The sequence below is a fragment of the Dactylosporangium sucinum genome (genome assembly GCF_014647515.1).
In the GTDB taxonomy this organism is placed as follows: Bacteria; Actinomycetota; Actinomycetes; order Mycobacteriales; family Micromonosporaceae; genus Dactylosporangium; species Dactylosporangium sucinum.
This window is the reverse complement of sequence record NZ_BMPI01000006.1, coordinates 21,666-35,870: the sequence shown is the minus strand read 5'-3', so window position 1 is coordinate 35,870 and position 14,205 is coordinate 21,666. Positions and strand designations below refer to the sequence as shown.

Annotated in this window: 18 protein-coding genes; 8 read left to right on the top strand and 10 right to left on the bottom strand. The window is 71.9% G+C overall.

Annotated features, from left to right (window positions below; genetic code table 11):
* Positions 1-69 precede the first annotated feature (69 nt).
* Both IEZ31_RS07340 and IEZ31_RS07335 read right to left on the bottom strand, forming a co-directional pair.
* A complete protein-coding gene (locus IEZ31_RS07340) occupies positions 70-492 on the bottom strand; it encodes a hypothetical protein (protein ID WP_190248997.1) in 423 nt (140 codons plus the stop codon).
* On the bottom strand, positions 489-1,115 hold the full coding sequence (locus IEZ31_RS07335; protein ID WP_190248996.1) for a TetR/AcrR family transcriptional regulator C-terminal domain-containing protein: 627 nt from the start codon (positions 1,113-1,115) through the stop codon (positions 489-491). The genes IEZ31_RS07340 and IEZ31_RS07335 overlap by 4 nt, the downstream gene beginning before the upstream one ends.
* 82 nt (positions 1,116-1,197) lie before the next feature.
* On the opposite strand from IEZ31_RS07335, the gene IEZ31_RS07330 reads away from it, so the two are divergent.
* Positions 1,198-1,722 (top strand): peroxiredoxin-like family protein, encoded by a 525-nt coding sequence (locus tag IEZ31_RS07330; protein WP_229834403.1) that lies wholly within the window; start codon positions 1,198-1,200, stop codon positions 1,720-1,722.
* Positions 1,723-1,809: 87 nt separating this feature from the next.
* On the opposite strand, the gene IEZ31_RS07325 is transcribed toward IEZ31_RS07330, so the two are convergent.
* The 3 genes from IEZ31_RS07325 to IEZ31_RS07315 all read right to left on the bottom strand — a co-directional run bounded on the left by IEZ31_RS07325 (position 1,810) and on the right by IEZ31_RS07315 (position 4,136).
* Positions 1,810-2,553, bottom strand: a complete 744-nt coding sequence (locus IEZ31_RS07325; protein ID WP_190248994.1) for a CPBP family intramembrane glutamic endopeptidase — start codon at positions 2,551-2,553, stop codon at positions 1,810-1,812.
* 106 nt (positions 2,554-2,659) lie between these two features.
* The gene (locus IEZ31_RS07320; protein WP_190248993.1) at positions 2,660-3,421 is read right to left on the bottom strand and encodes a class I SAM-dependent methyltransferase; all 762 of its coding nucleotides are present in this window, start codon (positions 3,419-3,421) and stop codon (positions 2,660-2,662) included.
* A gap of 10 nt (positions 3,422-3,431) precedes the next feature.
* Positions 3,432-4,136, bottom strand: coding sequence for an RluA family pseudouridine synthase (locus IEZ31_RS07315; protein WP_190248992.1), 705 nt, complete (start codon positions 4,134-4,136; stop codon positions 3,432-3,434).
* A gap of 83 nt (positions 4,137-4,219) precedes the next feature.
* On the opposite strand from IEZ31_RS07315, the gene IEZ31_RS07310 reads away from it, so the two are divergent.
* The 4 genes from IEZ31_RS07310 (at position 4,220) to IEZ31_RS07295 (ending at position 6,696) form a co-directional block, all read left to right on the top strand.
* Positions 4,220-5,251, top strand: a complete 1,032-nt coding sequence (locus tag IEZ31_RS07310) for an RNA polymerase subunit sigma-70 (RefSeq protein ID WP_190248991.1) — start codon at positions 4,220-4,222, stop codon at positions 5,249-5,251.
* Positions 5,248-5,781, top strand: a complete 534-nt coding sequence (locus tag IEZ31_RS07305; RefSeq protein ID WP_190248990.1) for a dihydrofolate reductase family protein — start codon at positions 5,248-5,250, stop codon at positions 5,779-5,781. The genes IEZ31_RS07310 and IEZ31_RS07305 overlap by 4 nt, the downstream gene beginning before the upstream one ends.
* A gap of 109 nt (positions 5,782-5,890) precedes the next feature.
* Positions 5,891-6,466 (top strand): DedA family protein, encoded by a 576-nt coding sequence (locus IEZ31_RS07300; protein WP_190248989.1) that lies wholly within the window; start codon positions 5,891-5,893, stop codon positions 6,464-6,466.
* Between the two features lie 35 nt (positions 6,467-6,501).
* A complete protein-coding gene (locus IEZ31_RS07295) occupies positions 6,502-6,696 on the top strand; it encodes a CsbD family protein (RefSeq protein ID WP_190248988.1) in 195 nt (64 codons plus the stop codon).
* A 66-nt stretch (positions 6,697-6,762) separates the two neighbouring features.
* On the opposite strand, the gene IEZ31_RS07290 is transcribed toward IEZ31_RS07295, so the two are convergent.
* From IEZ31_RS07290 to IEZ31_RS07280, 3 genes are all read right to left on the bottom strand, one after another.
* Positions 6,763-7,194 (bottom strand): SPW repeat domain-containing protein, encoded by a 432-nt coding sequence (locus IEZ31_RS07290; RefSeq protein ID WP_190248987.1) that lies wholly within the window; start codon positions 7,192-7,194, stop codon positions 6,763-6,765.
* 53 nt (positions 7,195-7,247) lie between these two features.
* A complete protein-coding gene (locus IEZ31_RS07285) occupies positions 7,248-8,864 on the bottom strand; it encodes a glycoside hydrolase family 10-like protein (protein ID WP_229834399.1) in 1,617 nt (538 codons plus the stop codon).
* Between the two features lie 261 nt (positions 8,865-9,125).
* Positions 9,126-10,337, bottom strand: coding sequence for a DUF4407 domain-containing protein (locus tag IEZ31_RS07280; protein WP_190248985.1), 1,212 nt, complete (start codon positions 10,335-10,337; stop codon positions 9,126-9,128).
* Here IEZ31_RS07280 and IEZ31_RS07275 point away from each other — a divergent pair.
* On the top strand, positions 10,336-10,614 hold the full coding sequence (locus IEZ31_RS07275) for a hypothetical protein (RefSeq protein ID WP_190248984.1): 279 nt from the start codon (positions 10,336-10,338) through the stop codon (positions 10,612-10,614). The two genes, IEZ31_RS07280 and IEZ31_RS07275, sit on opposite strands and share 2 nt — an antisense overlap.
* Here IEZ31_RS07275 and IEZ31_RS07270 read toward each other — a convergent pair.
* Entirely contained in the window at positions 10,604-11,086 is a 483-nt protein-coding gene (locus IEZ31_RS07270; RefSeq protein ID WP_190248983.1) for a GNAT family N-acetyltransferase, read from the bottom strand. The genes IEZ31_RS07275 and IEZ31_RS07270 overlap by 11 nt on opposite strands.
* A gap of 168 nt (positions 11,087-11,254) precedes the next feature.
* Complete coding sequence (locus IEZ31_RS07265; RefSeq protein ID WP_190248982.1) at positions 11,255-11,509, bottom strand: hypothetical protein; 255 nt, start codon at positions 11,507-11,509, stop codon at positions 11,255-11,257.
* 464 nt (positions 11,510-11,973) lie between these two features.
* Between IEZ31_RS07265 and IEZ31_RS07260 the strand changes: the two genes are divergently transcribed.
* Both IEZ31_RS07260 and IEZ31_RS07255 read left to right on the top strand, forming a co-directional pair.
* On the top strand, positions 11,974-13,026 hold the full coding sequence (locus tag IEZ31_RS07260; protein WP_229834396.1) for a helix-turn-helix transcriptional regulator: 1,053 nt from the start codon (positions 11,974-11,976) through the stop codon (positions 13,024-13,026).
* Positions 13,023-14,147 (top strand): hypothetical protein, encoded by a 1,125-nt coding sequence (locus IEZ31_RS07255; RefSeq protein WP_190248980.1) that lies wholly within the window; start codon positions 13,023-13,025, stop codon positions 14,145-14,147. Before IEZ31_RS07260 ends, IEZ31_RS07255 begins: the two co-directional genes overlap by 4 nt.
* Positions 14,148-14,205 lie beyond the last annotated feature (58 nt).

Below are 14,205 nucleotides of genomic sequence, written 5' to 3'. Positions count from 1 at the left end.
CGACCGCATCCCCGAGTGGCTGGACCCGGCGGTGCTGCGCGGCGACCGCCCGCTGGCGCTGGTCCGCCTTTAGCCGGCGAGCACGCGGCGGAGGGCGTCGACGGTCGCGGCAGTTCCGAACCGGGCGGCCGCCCGCTCCTCCGCCGCCCGCAGCGCCCGGGCGAGCTCGGGCGCCGGCGCCCGCCGTACCACCGCGATCAACCACGCCTCGAGCAGCGTGACGTCGTCGGGCAGCACGAGGTCCTCCTCGGTCGGTGCCGGCCGCCGGTCGCCGTCGGCCGGCAGCGGTTCGCCCGACGCGTACCGGCCCGGCGGCAGGCCGACCCGGTACGGGTGCACGCAGGTCGGCGTCCGCGTCGCCCGGTCGACCCGGTAGCCGAGGTCCGGGTCGTACCGGCTCTCGACCCGCGGCCGGTCGCTCACGTCGAACGCCCCCACCGCCAGCCGCTGCGCCGGGCAGGCGACGCAGGTGGCGTCCCGCAGGTCGTTCATGTGGCCGCTCCTCGGCGCCCGATTCCGGCCAGCAGCAGCGCCAGGCCGCCGCGGAACTCCTCGTCCGCGGGCACGCGTCGCGCCGCCTGCGCCGTGGCGCGCAGGTTCGGGAACTCGGCCGGATCCAGGCCGGCGATCGCGACCGTGCCGGCGCCGGCCAGCGGGCCGAGGTGCTCGAGCTGGATCGCCCCGATCACGTACGCCAGCAGCCCCCGCAGCGCCACCACCCGCTGCCGGTCGTCGGTGCCCGCCTCGGTCAGCAGCCCGGCGACGGACTCCGACCAGCGCAGGATCGCCGGCGAGCGGTGACGGTGGGTCATCGTCAGCGGTACCACGGCGGGATGCGCGCCGACGGCCGCCCGCACCCGCTCGACCAGCGCCGCGATCCGCTCCTGCCAGGTGCCGTCCGCGGGTGGCGCCGGGTCGACCGCGCCGAGCACCAGCTCGACGACGAGCCCTTCGAGCTCCTCGCGGTCCGTGACGTACCGGTAGAGCCCCATCGTGCTGACCCCGAGCTCCTGGGCCACGGCGCGCATGGTGAGCCCGCCGGTCCCGTGGCGGTCGAGGACGGCCAGCGCGGCAGCGGCGATCCCCTCGGCAGTCAGCGAACGAGGTCTCGGCATGGCCTTGACAGCGTACGACATACGCTTACCGTGGTAGGTGTACCTTGTACGCTTACGATCCCGGGGGTTTGCGTTGCTTTCCGTGTCGTCACGCCGGCTGCAGGACGTCTCCGGCGCCGAGGTCCACGTCCCCGACCCGTCCCGCCTGGTGCACCTCCAGTTCCGCCGCTTCGCCGGCTGCCCGGTCTGCAACCTCCACCTCCGCTCGATCGTCAAGCGCCACGCCGAGATCGAGGCCGCGGGCATCCGCGAGGTCGTCGTCTTCCACTCCAGCGCGGCGGACCTGCGCGAGCACGTGGCGGGCCTGCCGTTCGCGGTGATCCCGGATCCCACGAAGCGGTTGTACCGCGAGTTCGGCGTCGAGTCCTCCCGCCGCTCCCTGCTGCACCCGAGGGTCTGGCCGCACATCGCCGCGGCGGTGGCCCGCAGCGTGTGGTCGCTGCTCCGAGGCCGCGGCCGCGCACCGTCGCTGACCCCGGCCGGCGGCCGCTGGGGCTTGCCGGCGGACTTCCTGATCAACCCCGACGGCACCCTGCGCGCGTCCAGGTACGGCGAGCACGCCTACGACCAGTGGACCGTCGACGACCTCCTCCAGCTGGCCCGCTGACCCTTCATGATCGTGGGAACGATCCGGCTGCCCCGGCAACCAGATGGTCCCTGGTTGGGCCCGCCCCCCGGTCGGGCCCAACCGCGGTCAGGCGAGGACCGTCGCCAGCGAGAGCAGGATGGCCAGGGAGTTGGTCGCGCAGTGGGCCGCGATGCTCATCCGGATGCTGTTGAGGCGGAGCATCAGCGCCGTCAGGAGGAGCTGGGCCAGGAAGATGAACAGGAACTTCTCCGGCTGCCAGTAGTGCTGCGCCGCGAACAGCGCCGCCGACGTCACCACGGCCAGCGCGCCGTGGACGGGGAGACGGGGGAGGAGGAAGGCGCGGAAATACAGCTCCTCGACCGCCGGGTTGACCAGGCCGTCGACCAGCAGCGTGAACAGGAGCGTCGCGACCAGGGTGGCGGTCGGGAACGCGGTCGAGTCGTCGGGGAGTAACCAGTCCGACGGGTAGACCGACCGGATCGCCCGCTCCAGCGGCTCCAGCAGGATGACCAGGCCGACCGCGACGGCGATCAGGCTGGGGATCGTGATCGCGTAGAGGCGGGCCGGGAGCCGGCGCTGGAAGGGCAGCGACCGCATCAGGTCGCACAGCGAGCGGGCGCCCGTCACGCGGAACAGGATGGCCAGCTCGGTCGGGGTGAGCACGAACGCGAACGCGAGCGTCAGGGCGAACTGCGGTGGCAGGTCCAGCGAGCGCATGACGGGGCCGAGTGCCATGGCGGCGGCGAACGTGGCCGCGGCCGGCAGCAGGTGCAGCGCGAGCGTCGCGGGCCAGCCGAACCGGCGGGTCGGCGGCGCTGGGACGCGAGTGCGGGTCAGCGTCTCGGTCATGGACAAGACGCTATGGAATCGACCCGGCGCGCCCCAGCCCGCTGAGTAGAGTCTTTGAGGTAGGGCCTGCCCTACCCCGATGGTGGAGCTGGCTCTAGGAAAGGCGTCAGCGAACGCCCGCCACGGCGGCGTCGGCGCCGCCCCGCCACACGATGCCGGTCTCCGTGAACCCGGCCGCGGCCAGGGCGTCCAGGTGCCACGCGGCCGGCGGGGTCCACTCGGTGCTCGAGTGCGACTTCGGGTAGATCTGGTTCCGCTCCTCGACCAGCGGCGCGAGCAGCGGGTCGGTCGCCGCCCGGTCCCACCAGGCCCGCCACGGCAGGACCGCGCCCGCCGCGTACCGCGCCTCGCGCCGCGCGTCGGCCCGCTCGATCAGCCGCCGGCTCAGCGCCGGCAGCGCCGCGTCCGGCATGTGGTCGGCGTTCACGAACACGCCGCCGGGGCGCAGGATTCCGGGCAGCTCCGAGTAGAGGGCCGTCAGCCGCTCCGGGGCCAGCCAGTGCAGGGCGGTGGCGGTGAGGACGGCGTCGTACGAGCGGTGCGGCAGCTGCCCGACCCACCCGGGCGAGCGCAGGTCGGCGGTCACGACGGTGACCCGCGAGCCGAGCGACGCCGCGGCGATTGCCAGCAGCGCCGGGTCGAGATCGAGGAGCGTCACCTCGGCGTCTTCGAAGCGGGCCAATGCCCGCAGGCTGATCGAGCCGGTCCCGCCGGCCAGGTCGAGCAGGCGCAGCGGCCCGTCGGCGGCGACCGCGTCCACGACGTCGAGCATCGCGGTGAAGCGGTGCTCGCGATCCGGCAGGTACGCCTCCTGCTGGCGGTCCCAGCTCTCCTGCCACGCGCGAGCATCGAGCTTGTAAGGAGTCATGGACGTCAGACTAGTTACCTTCCTCGATCGGCGCCAGGAACGACGAGTCAGGCGGCGCCTCGACGGTGACCCGCCGGTCGCCGAGGTCGAACGCCAGCCGCCACGAGTGCAGGAACGTCCGGCCCGTCGCGTGCTTGTCGAACAGCGGGTCGCCCACGATCGGGTGGCCGATCCAGGCCAGGTGCACCCGGATCTGGTGCCGCCGCCCGGTCAGCGGGTGGGCCTCCAGCAGCGCCGTCGACGACGTCTGCTCGCGGACGGCGAAGGTGGTGACGGACGGATACGTCGGCACCTGGTCGAACACCTCGGCGGCGGGCACGGTCCAGGTGCCGGCGGTAAGGTCGGCGACGATGCTCTCGCGAGGCGCGGCGATGCGCACCCGGTTCTTCCGGCCGACGCTGAGCGGCAGGTCGATCCGCCCTTCCGGCGGCAGCCCACCGGGGCGGGTGATCGCGAGGTAGGCCTTGTCGACCGTCCGCTTGTTGAACTGCCGGGTCAGCCCGCCGTGCACCGCGAGATCCTTGGCGAAGAGCACCACGCCGGAGGTGACCTTGTCGATGCGGTGCACGGGGAAGAGCCGCTCGCCCGCCTCCTCCGCCATCCGCACCAGGTCGGACTCGTGGCGCTCGCCCATCACCGAGACGCCGACCGGCTTGTCCAGCACGAGGATCGCGTCATCCTCCAGGATCACGCGCTTGCGATACTCCGCCCACATGGCCTTAACATCCCACGCCCGCGCGGAGCGATCACGGCGAGGGGCAAGGCAGGGGCGGCCCCGGCAAAGCGAGCCGCGCCGCAGTGGGGAGCGCAGCGGCGGCGAGGGAGCGCAGCGGCCGGAAGAGCCGGAGCGCGGGGAGCGCGAGAGGCGGGAGCGCAGCGGTGAACGGCGCGGAGCTGGAGCAGCACCGGCGGGAGCTGGAGGTCCACTGCTACCGCCTGCTCGGATCCTGGCACGAGGCCGAGGACCTGGTGCAGGAGACGTTCCTCAAGGCCTGGCGCGGCCGGGACGCCTTCGACGGGCGCTCGTCCGTGCGGACCTGGCTCTACAAGATCGCCACCAACGCCTGCCTCGACGCGCGCAAGAGCGGGCAGCGGCGCATCCTGCCCGTCGACCTCGGGCCGCCCGCCGACCCCTCGCTCAGCCTCCCGCCGCGCACCGACGTCGCCTGGCTGGAGCCCGTGCCCGACCGCCTGCTCGACGAGTCGCCCGAGGCGGCGTTCGTCGCTAAGGAGACCATCGAGCTCGCGTTCGTCGCCACCCTCCAGCACCTGCCGGCCCGGCAGCGGGCCGTGCTCATCGTCCGCGACGTGCTCGGCTGGCCGGCCAGCCAGACCGCCGAGCTGCTCGGCATCAGCGTCGCCGCCGCGAACAGCGCCCTCCAGCGGGCCCGGGCGACCATGCGCGAGCGACGCGACGACCGGACCCGGCCCGGCCCGGACGAGCAGGAGGTGGCCCGCCGCTTCGCCGAGGCCTACCAGCGGGCCGACGTCGACGGCATGGCCAGGCTCCTGGCCGACCACGCGCGCGCCACGATGCCGCCGCTGCCCATGTGGTACCGAGGGAAATCGGCCATCGTCCAAGCTCTCCGGCAGAGCCTGCCCTTCCTCGGCGAGCTGCGCACCGGGCTCACCCGCGCCAACCGGCAACCGGCGGTGTACTCGCTGGTCCGGGCGCCCGGCGACACCGAGTTCCGGCCCTTCGCACTCTCCCTGCTCACGGTCGAGGCGGGCCTGATCGTCGAGACCACCGCGTTCCACGACCCCGACGTGTTCGACTTCTTCGCGAGGACCGATGACTTCGGCGGTACCGAATCGTCAACCTCGGCATGACGACACAACGGGTGCTCTGGCACGTGACGATGTCCCTCGACGGCTTCATCGCGGGCCCCAGGCACGAGATGGACTGGATGCCCCACGACGACGCCGAGAACCCGGTGGTGCCCGAAGTCATCGCCTCGGTCGGCGCCGTGCTCTGCGGGCGCAACACCTGGGACCTGGTCGACGGGCCGCGCGACCGGGACGGCGCGGGCGCGGTGTACGGCGGCCGGTTCGACGGCCCGGTCTTCGTGATGACCCACCGGCCCGAGCCCGGCGGCCCCTACCTCAGCGGCGACCTGAAGACGGCGGTCGGCACCGCGCTGGCCGCGGCCGGCGGGCGTGACCTGCTGCTCATCGGGGCCGGCCTGGCCCGCACCTGCGTCGCGGCGGGGCTGGTCGACCGGCTCGTCGTGCACGTCGCGCCGATCCTGCTCGGCGGGGGCGTCCGGCTGTACGAGGCCGTCGACCGCGTCCCGCTGCGGCTCGTCGAGGAGAGCCGGGCCGGGCAGCACGTGAACCTGGAGTACACCTTGCCGAGGTGAGGCTTCGGCACGGGCCCTACTGGGCATCCCTCGGTAGGGGAAACCCCACCGGCAATCGACACGTTGGCACCGCTGCGCCCGGTGGGGTGGGACGGGCACGGTGGAGGGCATGGAATCGCTGGCCGGCTGGGCATACGTACTGATCTTCGCGCTGCTCGTGGTCGACTGCCTGCTGCCCGTCGTGCCCGCCGAGACCAGCCTCATCGCCGGCGGGGCGCTCGCCGCCGACGGTCACCTCGAGCTCCCGATCGTGCTGGCCGCCGCGATGACGGCGGTCGCGGCCGGGGACCTGCTCACGCACGAGGCGGCCCGGCGCGGCGGCCACCGCCTGCTCGACCGCTGGGTGCACCGCGAGCACCGGGGCCGGATCACCCGGCTGCTCGAGCGGCGGGGCAGCGCGCTGGTCGCCGCCGGCCGGTTCGTGCCGCTCGGGCGCACCGCGGTCGCGCTGGCCACCGGCTACGCCCGGTTCCCCCGCCAGCGGTTCGTGCCGGCGCTGCTGGTCGGCGCCGCGCTGTGGAGCTGCTACATGGTCGGCCTCGGCTACCTCGGCGGGCACTTCTTCACCCACCCCGTGGTGGCCGCGCTGCTGGGGGTGGCGGTGTCGTTCGCCGTGACCGGTGTGACAACCCTGGCGCACCGCGCGCGTTTGCGCCGCCGCCGCGGCGGGCAACGATATGTGTAGTACGGCAAAGACCGGAGACGTGGGAAGGATCAGCGATGGGCTTCACGGACAAGGTCGAGCACAAGGCCGAAGAGCTCAAGGGTGCCGCCAAGGAGAAGTACGGCGACGCCACCGACAACGAGCGCACGCAGGCCGAGGGTGCTGCCGAGCGCTCCGCCGCGCAGGCCAAGCAGGCCGGCGACCACGTGAAGGACGCCGGGCGCAACATCAAGGACGCCTTCGACCGCTGACCTGAGTGACGGAAAAAGGGTGGGGCCGCCCCGGGCCAAGCGGGGCGGCCCCGCCTCGTCGTGCGCTCAGTCCGCGGCGCCCAGCAGCGTGCAGGCCAGGATCAGCACGCCGACGATGAGGTCGTTGGCGGTCGCGGCCGACCAGCCGTACTGCAGGACGAGCGGCGCCGCCAGCAGCCACCCGGCCAGCCCGCCGATCACCCAGGCGAACGGCGCCAGGGGGTGCAGCAGCCGGATCGTGGTGATGATCGCGATGGTGATGCCCACGACCGCGTCGCTCCAGAAGACGTCGTAGCGGCCCGCGCCGAGGTATCCGATCGGCACCGCGGAGACGACCAGCCACACGGCCGCCAGCAGGACCATGCTGTGGAAGGGCGCCGCCGAACCGGGCTGCCCGCGCCGTGGCTCCCGCCCCCGGTCCTCGTGCTTGACGTCGTCCAGCGTCACGCGGATGTGCGCGGGCGTGGTGAAGTCCTGGTCCGAGATGAAGCTGGTCATGGGGGGAAGCATCGACAAGCGGCGGATGAGCGAGGCTCACCCGGCCGGGGTTGCTATGCCGCGATCGGCTCGCTTTCATTCCACGAGCGGTCCAGGGCGGTCACGCAGTACGTCCCCGCCGGGCCGGTCCACTCGCCGTCGCCGCCGCGCCTCGTGGCGACCAGGCCGGCCTTGTCCCCGTCGACCCGGTAGACGGCGACCGAGGTCCCCTTGCTCTTCCAGCTCAGCTTCACCTGGTCGCCGTCGCGGCTCGCCCGCACGGTCGGCCCGGCCGGCACGTGCTCGGGCAGCCAGTCCATCACCGGCGGCAGCGCGGGCGTGCCGTAGAAGCGGGCGGCGTACCGCGACACCGAGCCGAGCGCGTCGCTGCGCATGCTCTTGGCGCTGAAGTGGACGCTGCCGGTGACCTGCGGATACGTGCGGTTGAGAGCCAGCTGGCGGTCGAGCTCGGCCGGGTCCGACCAGACGCCCGACTGGCCGACGCGGTAGTCGGCCTGCCCGATGTACAACTGCACCCTCGTGTCCTTGACGACGTTCACCCACCAGGGCAGCAGCTTCGCGTAGTCGGCGACGTCGAAGCCGATGTTCCAGTACAGCTGGGGGACGATGTAGTCGAGCCACTGCCGCTGCACCCACAGGCGCGTGTCGGCGTAGATCTCGTCGTAGCTCTGCAGCCCGCGGGTGGGGGAGCCCTGCGGGTCGGTCGTCGCGTTGCGCCAGATCCCGAACGGGCTGATGCCGAACTTCACCCACGGCTTCAGCTGGCGGATGCGGACGCTCATCTCCTCGACGAGCTTGTTGACGTTGTCGCGGCGCCAGTCGGCCTTCGATTTCCCGCCGCCGTACTGCTGGTACGCCGCCTGGTCGGGATAGTCCTGCTTGCCGACCGGGTACTGGTAGAAGAAGTCGTCGAAGTGCACGCCGTCGACGTCGTACCGCTCCACCGCCTCCAGCATCGAGTCCTCGACGAACTTGCGCGCCTCGGGGATGCCCGGGTTGAAGTGCAGCCGGCTGCCGGTGGTGCCCTTGGCCGGGTACACGACCGCCCACTCCGGGTGCTTGCGCAGCGGGTGGTCCGGCGCGAGCGCCTCGATGTCGGGCCCGGCGCCGTTCGGCCCCGGCTGGCTGCCCCGGTACGGGTTGAACCAGGCGTGGAACTCCAGGTTCCGCGCGTGCGTCTCGTCGATCATCCACTGCATGAGATCGAAGCCGGGCGCCTTCCCGCGTACCCCGGTGATCCACTCCGACCACGGCGCGTACTTCGACGGCCAGAGCGCGTCGCCGCTGGGCCGCACGTGCACGAACACCGCGTTGAGGTTGCGCTGCTGGGCGAGGTCGAGCCACCCCCGGTACTCGGCCTTGATCTGCTCGTCCGGCAGCCCGGGCGTGCTGGGCCAGTCGATGTTCTCGACCGTGGTGATCCAGATCCCGCGCAGCTCCCGCGGCGCGCTCAGCGGCTTGCCGTCGCACCGCGCGTCGCCGCGCCCGGCGTGCTCGCCCCGGTCGGCCCGCTCCGCGACCCGCGCGTCCCGCGGCGCCCCGGCGTCGGCGGCGGGCGCGCTGCTGCTGACCCAGACCGCGCGCAGGGCACCGACCCCGGCCACGATGGCGAGCACGATCCCGATCACGATGGGCAGCACCGGCGAGCGGCGGGGCAGGCGGTGACGCACGCGCCCAGTCTGCCCAGGCCTGCCACCCGGAAGCCAAGCGATCCGCCAAGTTCGGGACGAACGGCCCATGCGGCGCGCCCACTTCCTCCCCATTCGCACGGTTCCCCGCGCCGCTGCACGCCTCCGCGTCGCGCCGCCCGACCCGTGCCGCGCGCCCCGGCCACCGCGTCGATCTTGCACTTGTGGTGCCTGACAAACCCGGGTAATCCCGGAGCATCCGGGCACCATTACTGCAAGATCGACGCGGAAGGGGGGTGTGGGTTACCGGGTGGGGGTCAGGGCCGTGCGGGTCTGCTCCTCCAGCTCGGCCAGCAGGCGGGTCGTCGCCTGCGACACCGCCGCGTCCAGCAGGCGCTGCTCCCGCACCACCGTGTCCAGGCCGGCGTCGGCCACGTCCGTCGCCGCCTCGGTCACGCGCAGCTCCTGCTGGTGGCGGCGCAGCTCGGACAGCTCGCGCCGGCGGGCGTCGCGGGCCTCCGCGCGCTCGTAGCCGTTGCCGTGCGAGACCAGCTTCAGCCACACCGCGGCGCAGTCCAGGCACACCAGCAGCGCGGCCACGCCCAGGTAGAAGAAGCCGAAGCCCCAGAAGTCGCGCTGCACCAGCTCCCACATCGCGGCCGTGCGGGCGCCGAAGCCGGCCGCCGACTCGACCGTGGTCCGGTTGCTCGTCCGCTGCGCCTCGATCTGCTCGTTCAGGGCGGCGAACTGGGTGGCGCGGGACTGGCGGGCCGGCTCCTGGGCCTGCCGCACCGTCGACGCCTCCTGGTCCAGGCGGGTCGCCTCGGCGTTCAGGGAGCGTGACTGCTGGACCAGCGCGTCGCAGAAGCCGCCCGGCGGGCAGCCCGCGCGGCGGCTCACGCCCGCGGCCCGGGAGTCCTCGAGCGCCTGGTTGTAGGCCGAGGTGGCCGCCGACCGCTTCGACTCGGCGAGCCGGTGCAGGTCGGCCACCGCGGCGTCGTCGGCCGCGTCCTGGGCCCGCAGGCCGTCGATCTGGCGCTGGAAGGCCGCGATCGCGCCGCTCTGCTCCAGGCGGGCGAGCTCCCGGTTGTGCACCGTGCCGAGGTACGCGTCGATCTCGCCCTTGTAGCGGGCGAGCATCAGCGGCTCGGTGATCACGATCGCGAACAGCAGGGCGAGCACCATGCGCCCCGTGTAGAGGCCGGCCGTGCGGCGCCGCAGCAGCCGGTGCGGGTCGGCGGACTCCAGGTGCTCGTAGTTCACCGCCACCCGCCCCACCACGGCCCGGTCGTAGGCGATGACGGCGGCCGCCACCGGCGGGCCGACCAGCCACTGCCACCAGGGGTGGGTGTAGTTGCTCGACGCGTCGACGAAGGACGCGGCACCGACGATCGCGTACCCGCCGTACAGCAGGATGAAGATCCCGATCGAGCGGTACAGGGCCCGATCGGTGTGGGTCAGCACGTTCGCCGGGTTGACGTTGGCGACCCTGAGGAGGAAGGAGCGCCCGGCCATGCGCTCGACGCTACGCGAGGATTCGTCGCATTTGCGGGTTTTCCAGAGAACAACGTGCCTCGCCGAAGGCGACCCGCGAGTCGGTCGGCGAGGCGCTGGACGTCTTCCCGGCGCTGCGGGGCTGCTGCGCAACCGGGCCGGCTTCCTGTCCGGCGGCCAGCAACAGCAGCTGGCGATGGCCCGCACGCTGGTCATCATGGACGCCGGCGAGGTCGTCCGCAGCGGCGACCGCGAGGACCTGCAGGACCCCGCGGTTCGCCAGCTCCTCACGGTGTGAGCCGCAGGTTCTTCACCATGATCCGGCAGCGTTCCGGCTCGCGGACCTCGTTGCCGTCCTTGAAGACGACGTAGTAGGTGTCGAGCAGCCCGTGCTCCCACTCCTCGTAGCCCAGCCGGCGGTACAGCCGCTCGGCACCCTCGTTGTCGAGCGCGATGCCGAGCGCGAGCTGATCGCGGCCGTGTTCCCGGGCGACGCGCTCGGCTTCCAGGATGAGCATGGTGCCGAAGGTTCGGTTGCGCCACGGCTCCAGCACCCGGAGGCGGTTGAGCAGCGGTACACCCGGCAGATGCTTCTGCAGGTCATCCTCTTCGGCGTCCTCCAGCCACACGTAGACACAGCCGACGGGGTCGCCGCCCAGCCATGCCACCAGGAGGACGCCTTTGTCCTCGGATTGTCGCGCCAGCCGATCGGTGAGGAAGGCGCCCTCACCGAGCCTGGCGGCCACGTGGGCGAGCTCCTGCTCGCTCACGGGGCGGACCTTCAGATGATCTGACGACACTGAGCAATATTGCCCTCTCTGGTCCAGCGCGGTCGATGCGTGCGCTCGGGCGGGACGGTGGACCACCCTCCCGCCCGAGCCCCGCAGCGCCGGCCCGTCCCCTCCACCGGTCCGGCGTGCGGTGTCATCGGGGCGCCCTCAGGCGCCGGTTGCGGAGACGAACGCCCAGACGGCGATCAGGCCCAGCACGCCGACCAGGAGCAGGGCGGTCATGGCCAGGTTCGCCATGACCTTCACCATGCCCATGACGTCGGCGAACGTCCTGGCCAGCACGCGGAGGGAGCGGCGCAGCAGCAGTGCCACGACCAGCACGATGACGATGGTGATGACGGTCGGCGAACCCAGGACGGGGTTTCCGGCGGCGTCCGGCGCGGTTAATGTTGAAGACAGCATGGTCCGGTCCCTTGCAGCGGTCGGGATCATTGCCGCAGTGCTTCGAGGTCGCATCTCGGGGCACTGCTTGTTCTTCGGGCAGCGTGAATCGGCCCGTGCCCACGCAATTCAGCAGGCATCAGTGCGGTGTCGAACCGTCGACAGCCGGTGGCTTTTGTGGTGTCCGCTTGCTACACTCACCTCCGTCTTCAGGTAACGTCAGGCAGTGGCTGAAACTGTCCGACGTGGCGATCGAGCCTTCGGTACAAGTCAGGTTAGGCTTCAGCACTTGCTGAAGCAACGCATCGACGCCGCACACTTTACGATCGTTCAGTTCTGGCGAAGACCATCCTGACCAGGCATCCGCCGTGATTGTCGCGCTTCGGCTCTCGGCTGCTGTCGTCAGCATTGTTCAGTCGACTCCTGAAGTAGGCCTCGTACCGAAGGAATTCACCGTGTCGTCCCCGGAGGAATCGAAAGCTCTTTTGGCGCATCGGCTGAAGTCGCTGCGCATCGACGGAGCGCTGACCCAGAGTCAATTGGCGAAAGCGCTCGGGGTGAGCCCGCCGCTCATCTCGTCGTGGGAGACGGCCGGCAAGCCGGACCTCCCGCCGGCCATTCGCATCAACGCCTACGCGCGCTTGTTCTGCACGGATCGTTCGGTGTCGAATGGTCGGGTGCGGATGCTCGACGAGGACGAGCTCGACGCCGACGAGCGGGCGCGCCGGCGGGAGCTGGAGGAGGAGCTGCTCGCGCTGCGCGACGCCGCCAACGGCAACCACGGCACAGCCCAGGCGGCCGGGCCGGTGTCGGAGGAGCTGCGTCGGCTGCACAGCGGCCCGCTGTACTTCGCCGACGGCCGGCCGGTCACCATCGTCTGCGCGCGGCTGCCGCGCGACATGCGCAAGGGCATGCCCTACACCGACCCGAGCGAGCCGGACTACACCGAGGCATACACGCTGGCCGACCTCGACACCCTGCTCGAGCTGCAGGGGCACATCCGGGCGGCCAACCCGCTGAGCCAGGTGGTGATCCGGGCCGACGACAGCCTGACCGGCGACGACCTCACCACGCACCTCGTCCTGCTGGGCGGCGTCGACTGGAACTTCCTGACCCGCAGCCTGCTCGACCGGCTGGACGTGCCGGTGACCCAGGTCGGCCGCCTGGGTGACGACGAGACCGCCGCCGCGTTCCAGGTGCGGCACGACGGCGACACGGTCACCTTCGCGCCGCGGCTCATCGGCAGCGAGCTCGTCGAGGACGTCGCGCACTTCTACCGGGCGCCCAACCCGTACAACCGGCTCCGCACCGTGACGATCTTCAACGGCATGTTCGGCCGCGGGACCTACGGCGCCGTCCGGTCGTTGACCGATGAGAGGTTCAGGGACCGCAACGGTGGGTACCTCGCAAGCCGGTTCGCGGACCGCGATACGTTCAGCATCCTCACGTCGGTCCAGATCGTCAGAGGGGAAGTCTTGACGCCAGATTGGACTGTCCCCGAGACCAGGCTGCACGAATGGCCAGGGTCGGGGGAGTGACGACCGGCAGACACCCGACCGGCCGGCACCACGGGTCGCACACCCGGCTCCTGAGCACGGTCCGGAGCCGGTCGACCCGATCGGCCGGGGTCAACGCGGTCATCGTGCCGACCGCCCGGCCGTACTCGTACCTGCGCGACGCCGCGAAGCTGGCCAAGGAGCTCAACAGCCAGCTCGTCGTGCTGTGCAGCGGGTGGGCCGACGCGGTGCGCTCCTGCGAGCTCGCGGACGAGTTCGGGGTGCGGGCCGTGGCCGTCGACGTCGGCGGCTCGGAGGCGCCGCGCCTGCCCGACTTCCACACCTCGGGGCTGCTGCGGGACGCCGAGCGGGGCCTGTTCGACCGCAAGACCGACACCAGCCTGAAGCGCAACGTCGGCCTCGCCCTGGCCCGGATGGTGGGCTGGCGGTTCGTGCTGTTCCTCGACGACGACATCCGGGTCGAGAACGCCCGGGACATCCAGGACGCCGCCGCCCTGGCCGAGACCCACACCGCGGTCGGCCTGCTCAACTACGGCTTCCCGGACAACTCGGTGGTCTGCCACGCGTACCGCAAGGTCGGCGGCCCCCAGGGCACGTTCATCGGCGGCGGCGCCCTGGTCGTGCAGGTGCGCGCGGCCCGGTCGTTCTTCCCGAGCATCTACAACGAGGACTGGTTCTTCCTGCTCAACGGCCGCCGGCTCGACCCGGTGGCGATGGTCGGCAAGGTCGACCAGAAGGAGTACGACCCGTTCCGCAACGCCGACCGGGCCCGCGGGGAGGAGCTTGGCGACACGCTCGCCGAGGGCGTCTACGCCCTGCTCGACGACGACAAGGACATCGAGGCGGCCGACATCCCCTACTGGAAGACCTACCTGCAGATCCGCCGGGACTTCATCCAGCACGTGCTGGACAACATCCCGCGGGCGGCGGTCGCCAGCGAGAACGAGCGGGAGCGGATGGTCGTCGCGCTCAAGGGCGCGCTCGGGCGCAGCCTGCGGATCAGTCCCGAGCTGTGTGTCGACTACCTCCAGGCCTGGGCCGACGACCGCCGGGCCTGGCAGCGGTACGTGGGGCGGCTGCCGCACAAGCCGACCGCCGAGGCCGCGCTGCGGCACCTGGGGCTGCAGCCACACGTCAGCTGAGCAGGTGCTCACGGAACGGTGGGAGTAAAAACGCCCCCGGCGTGGTATGCCATGTGGA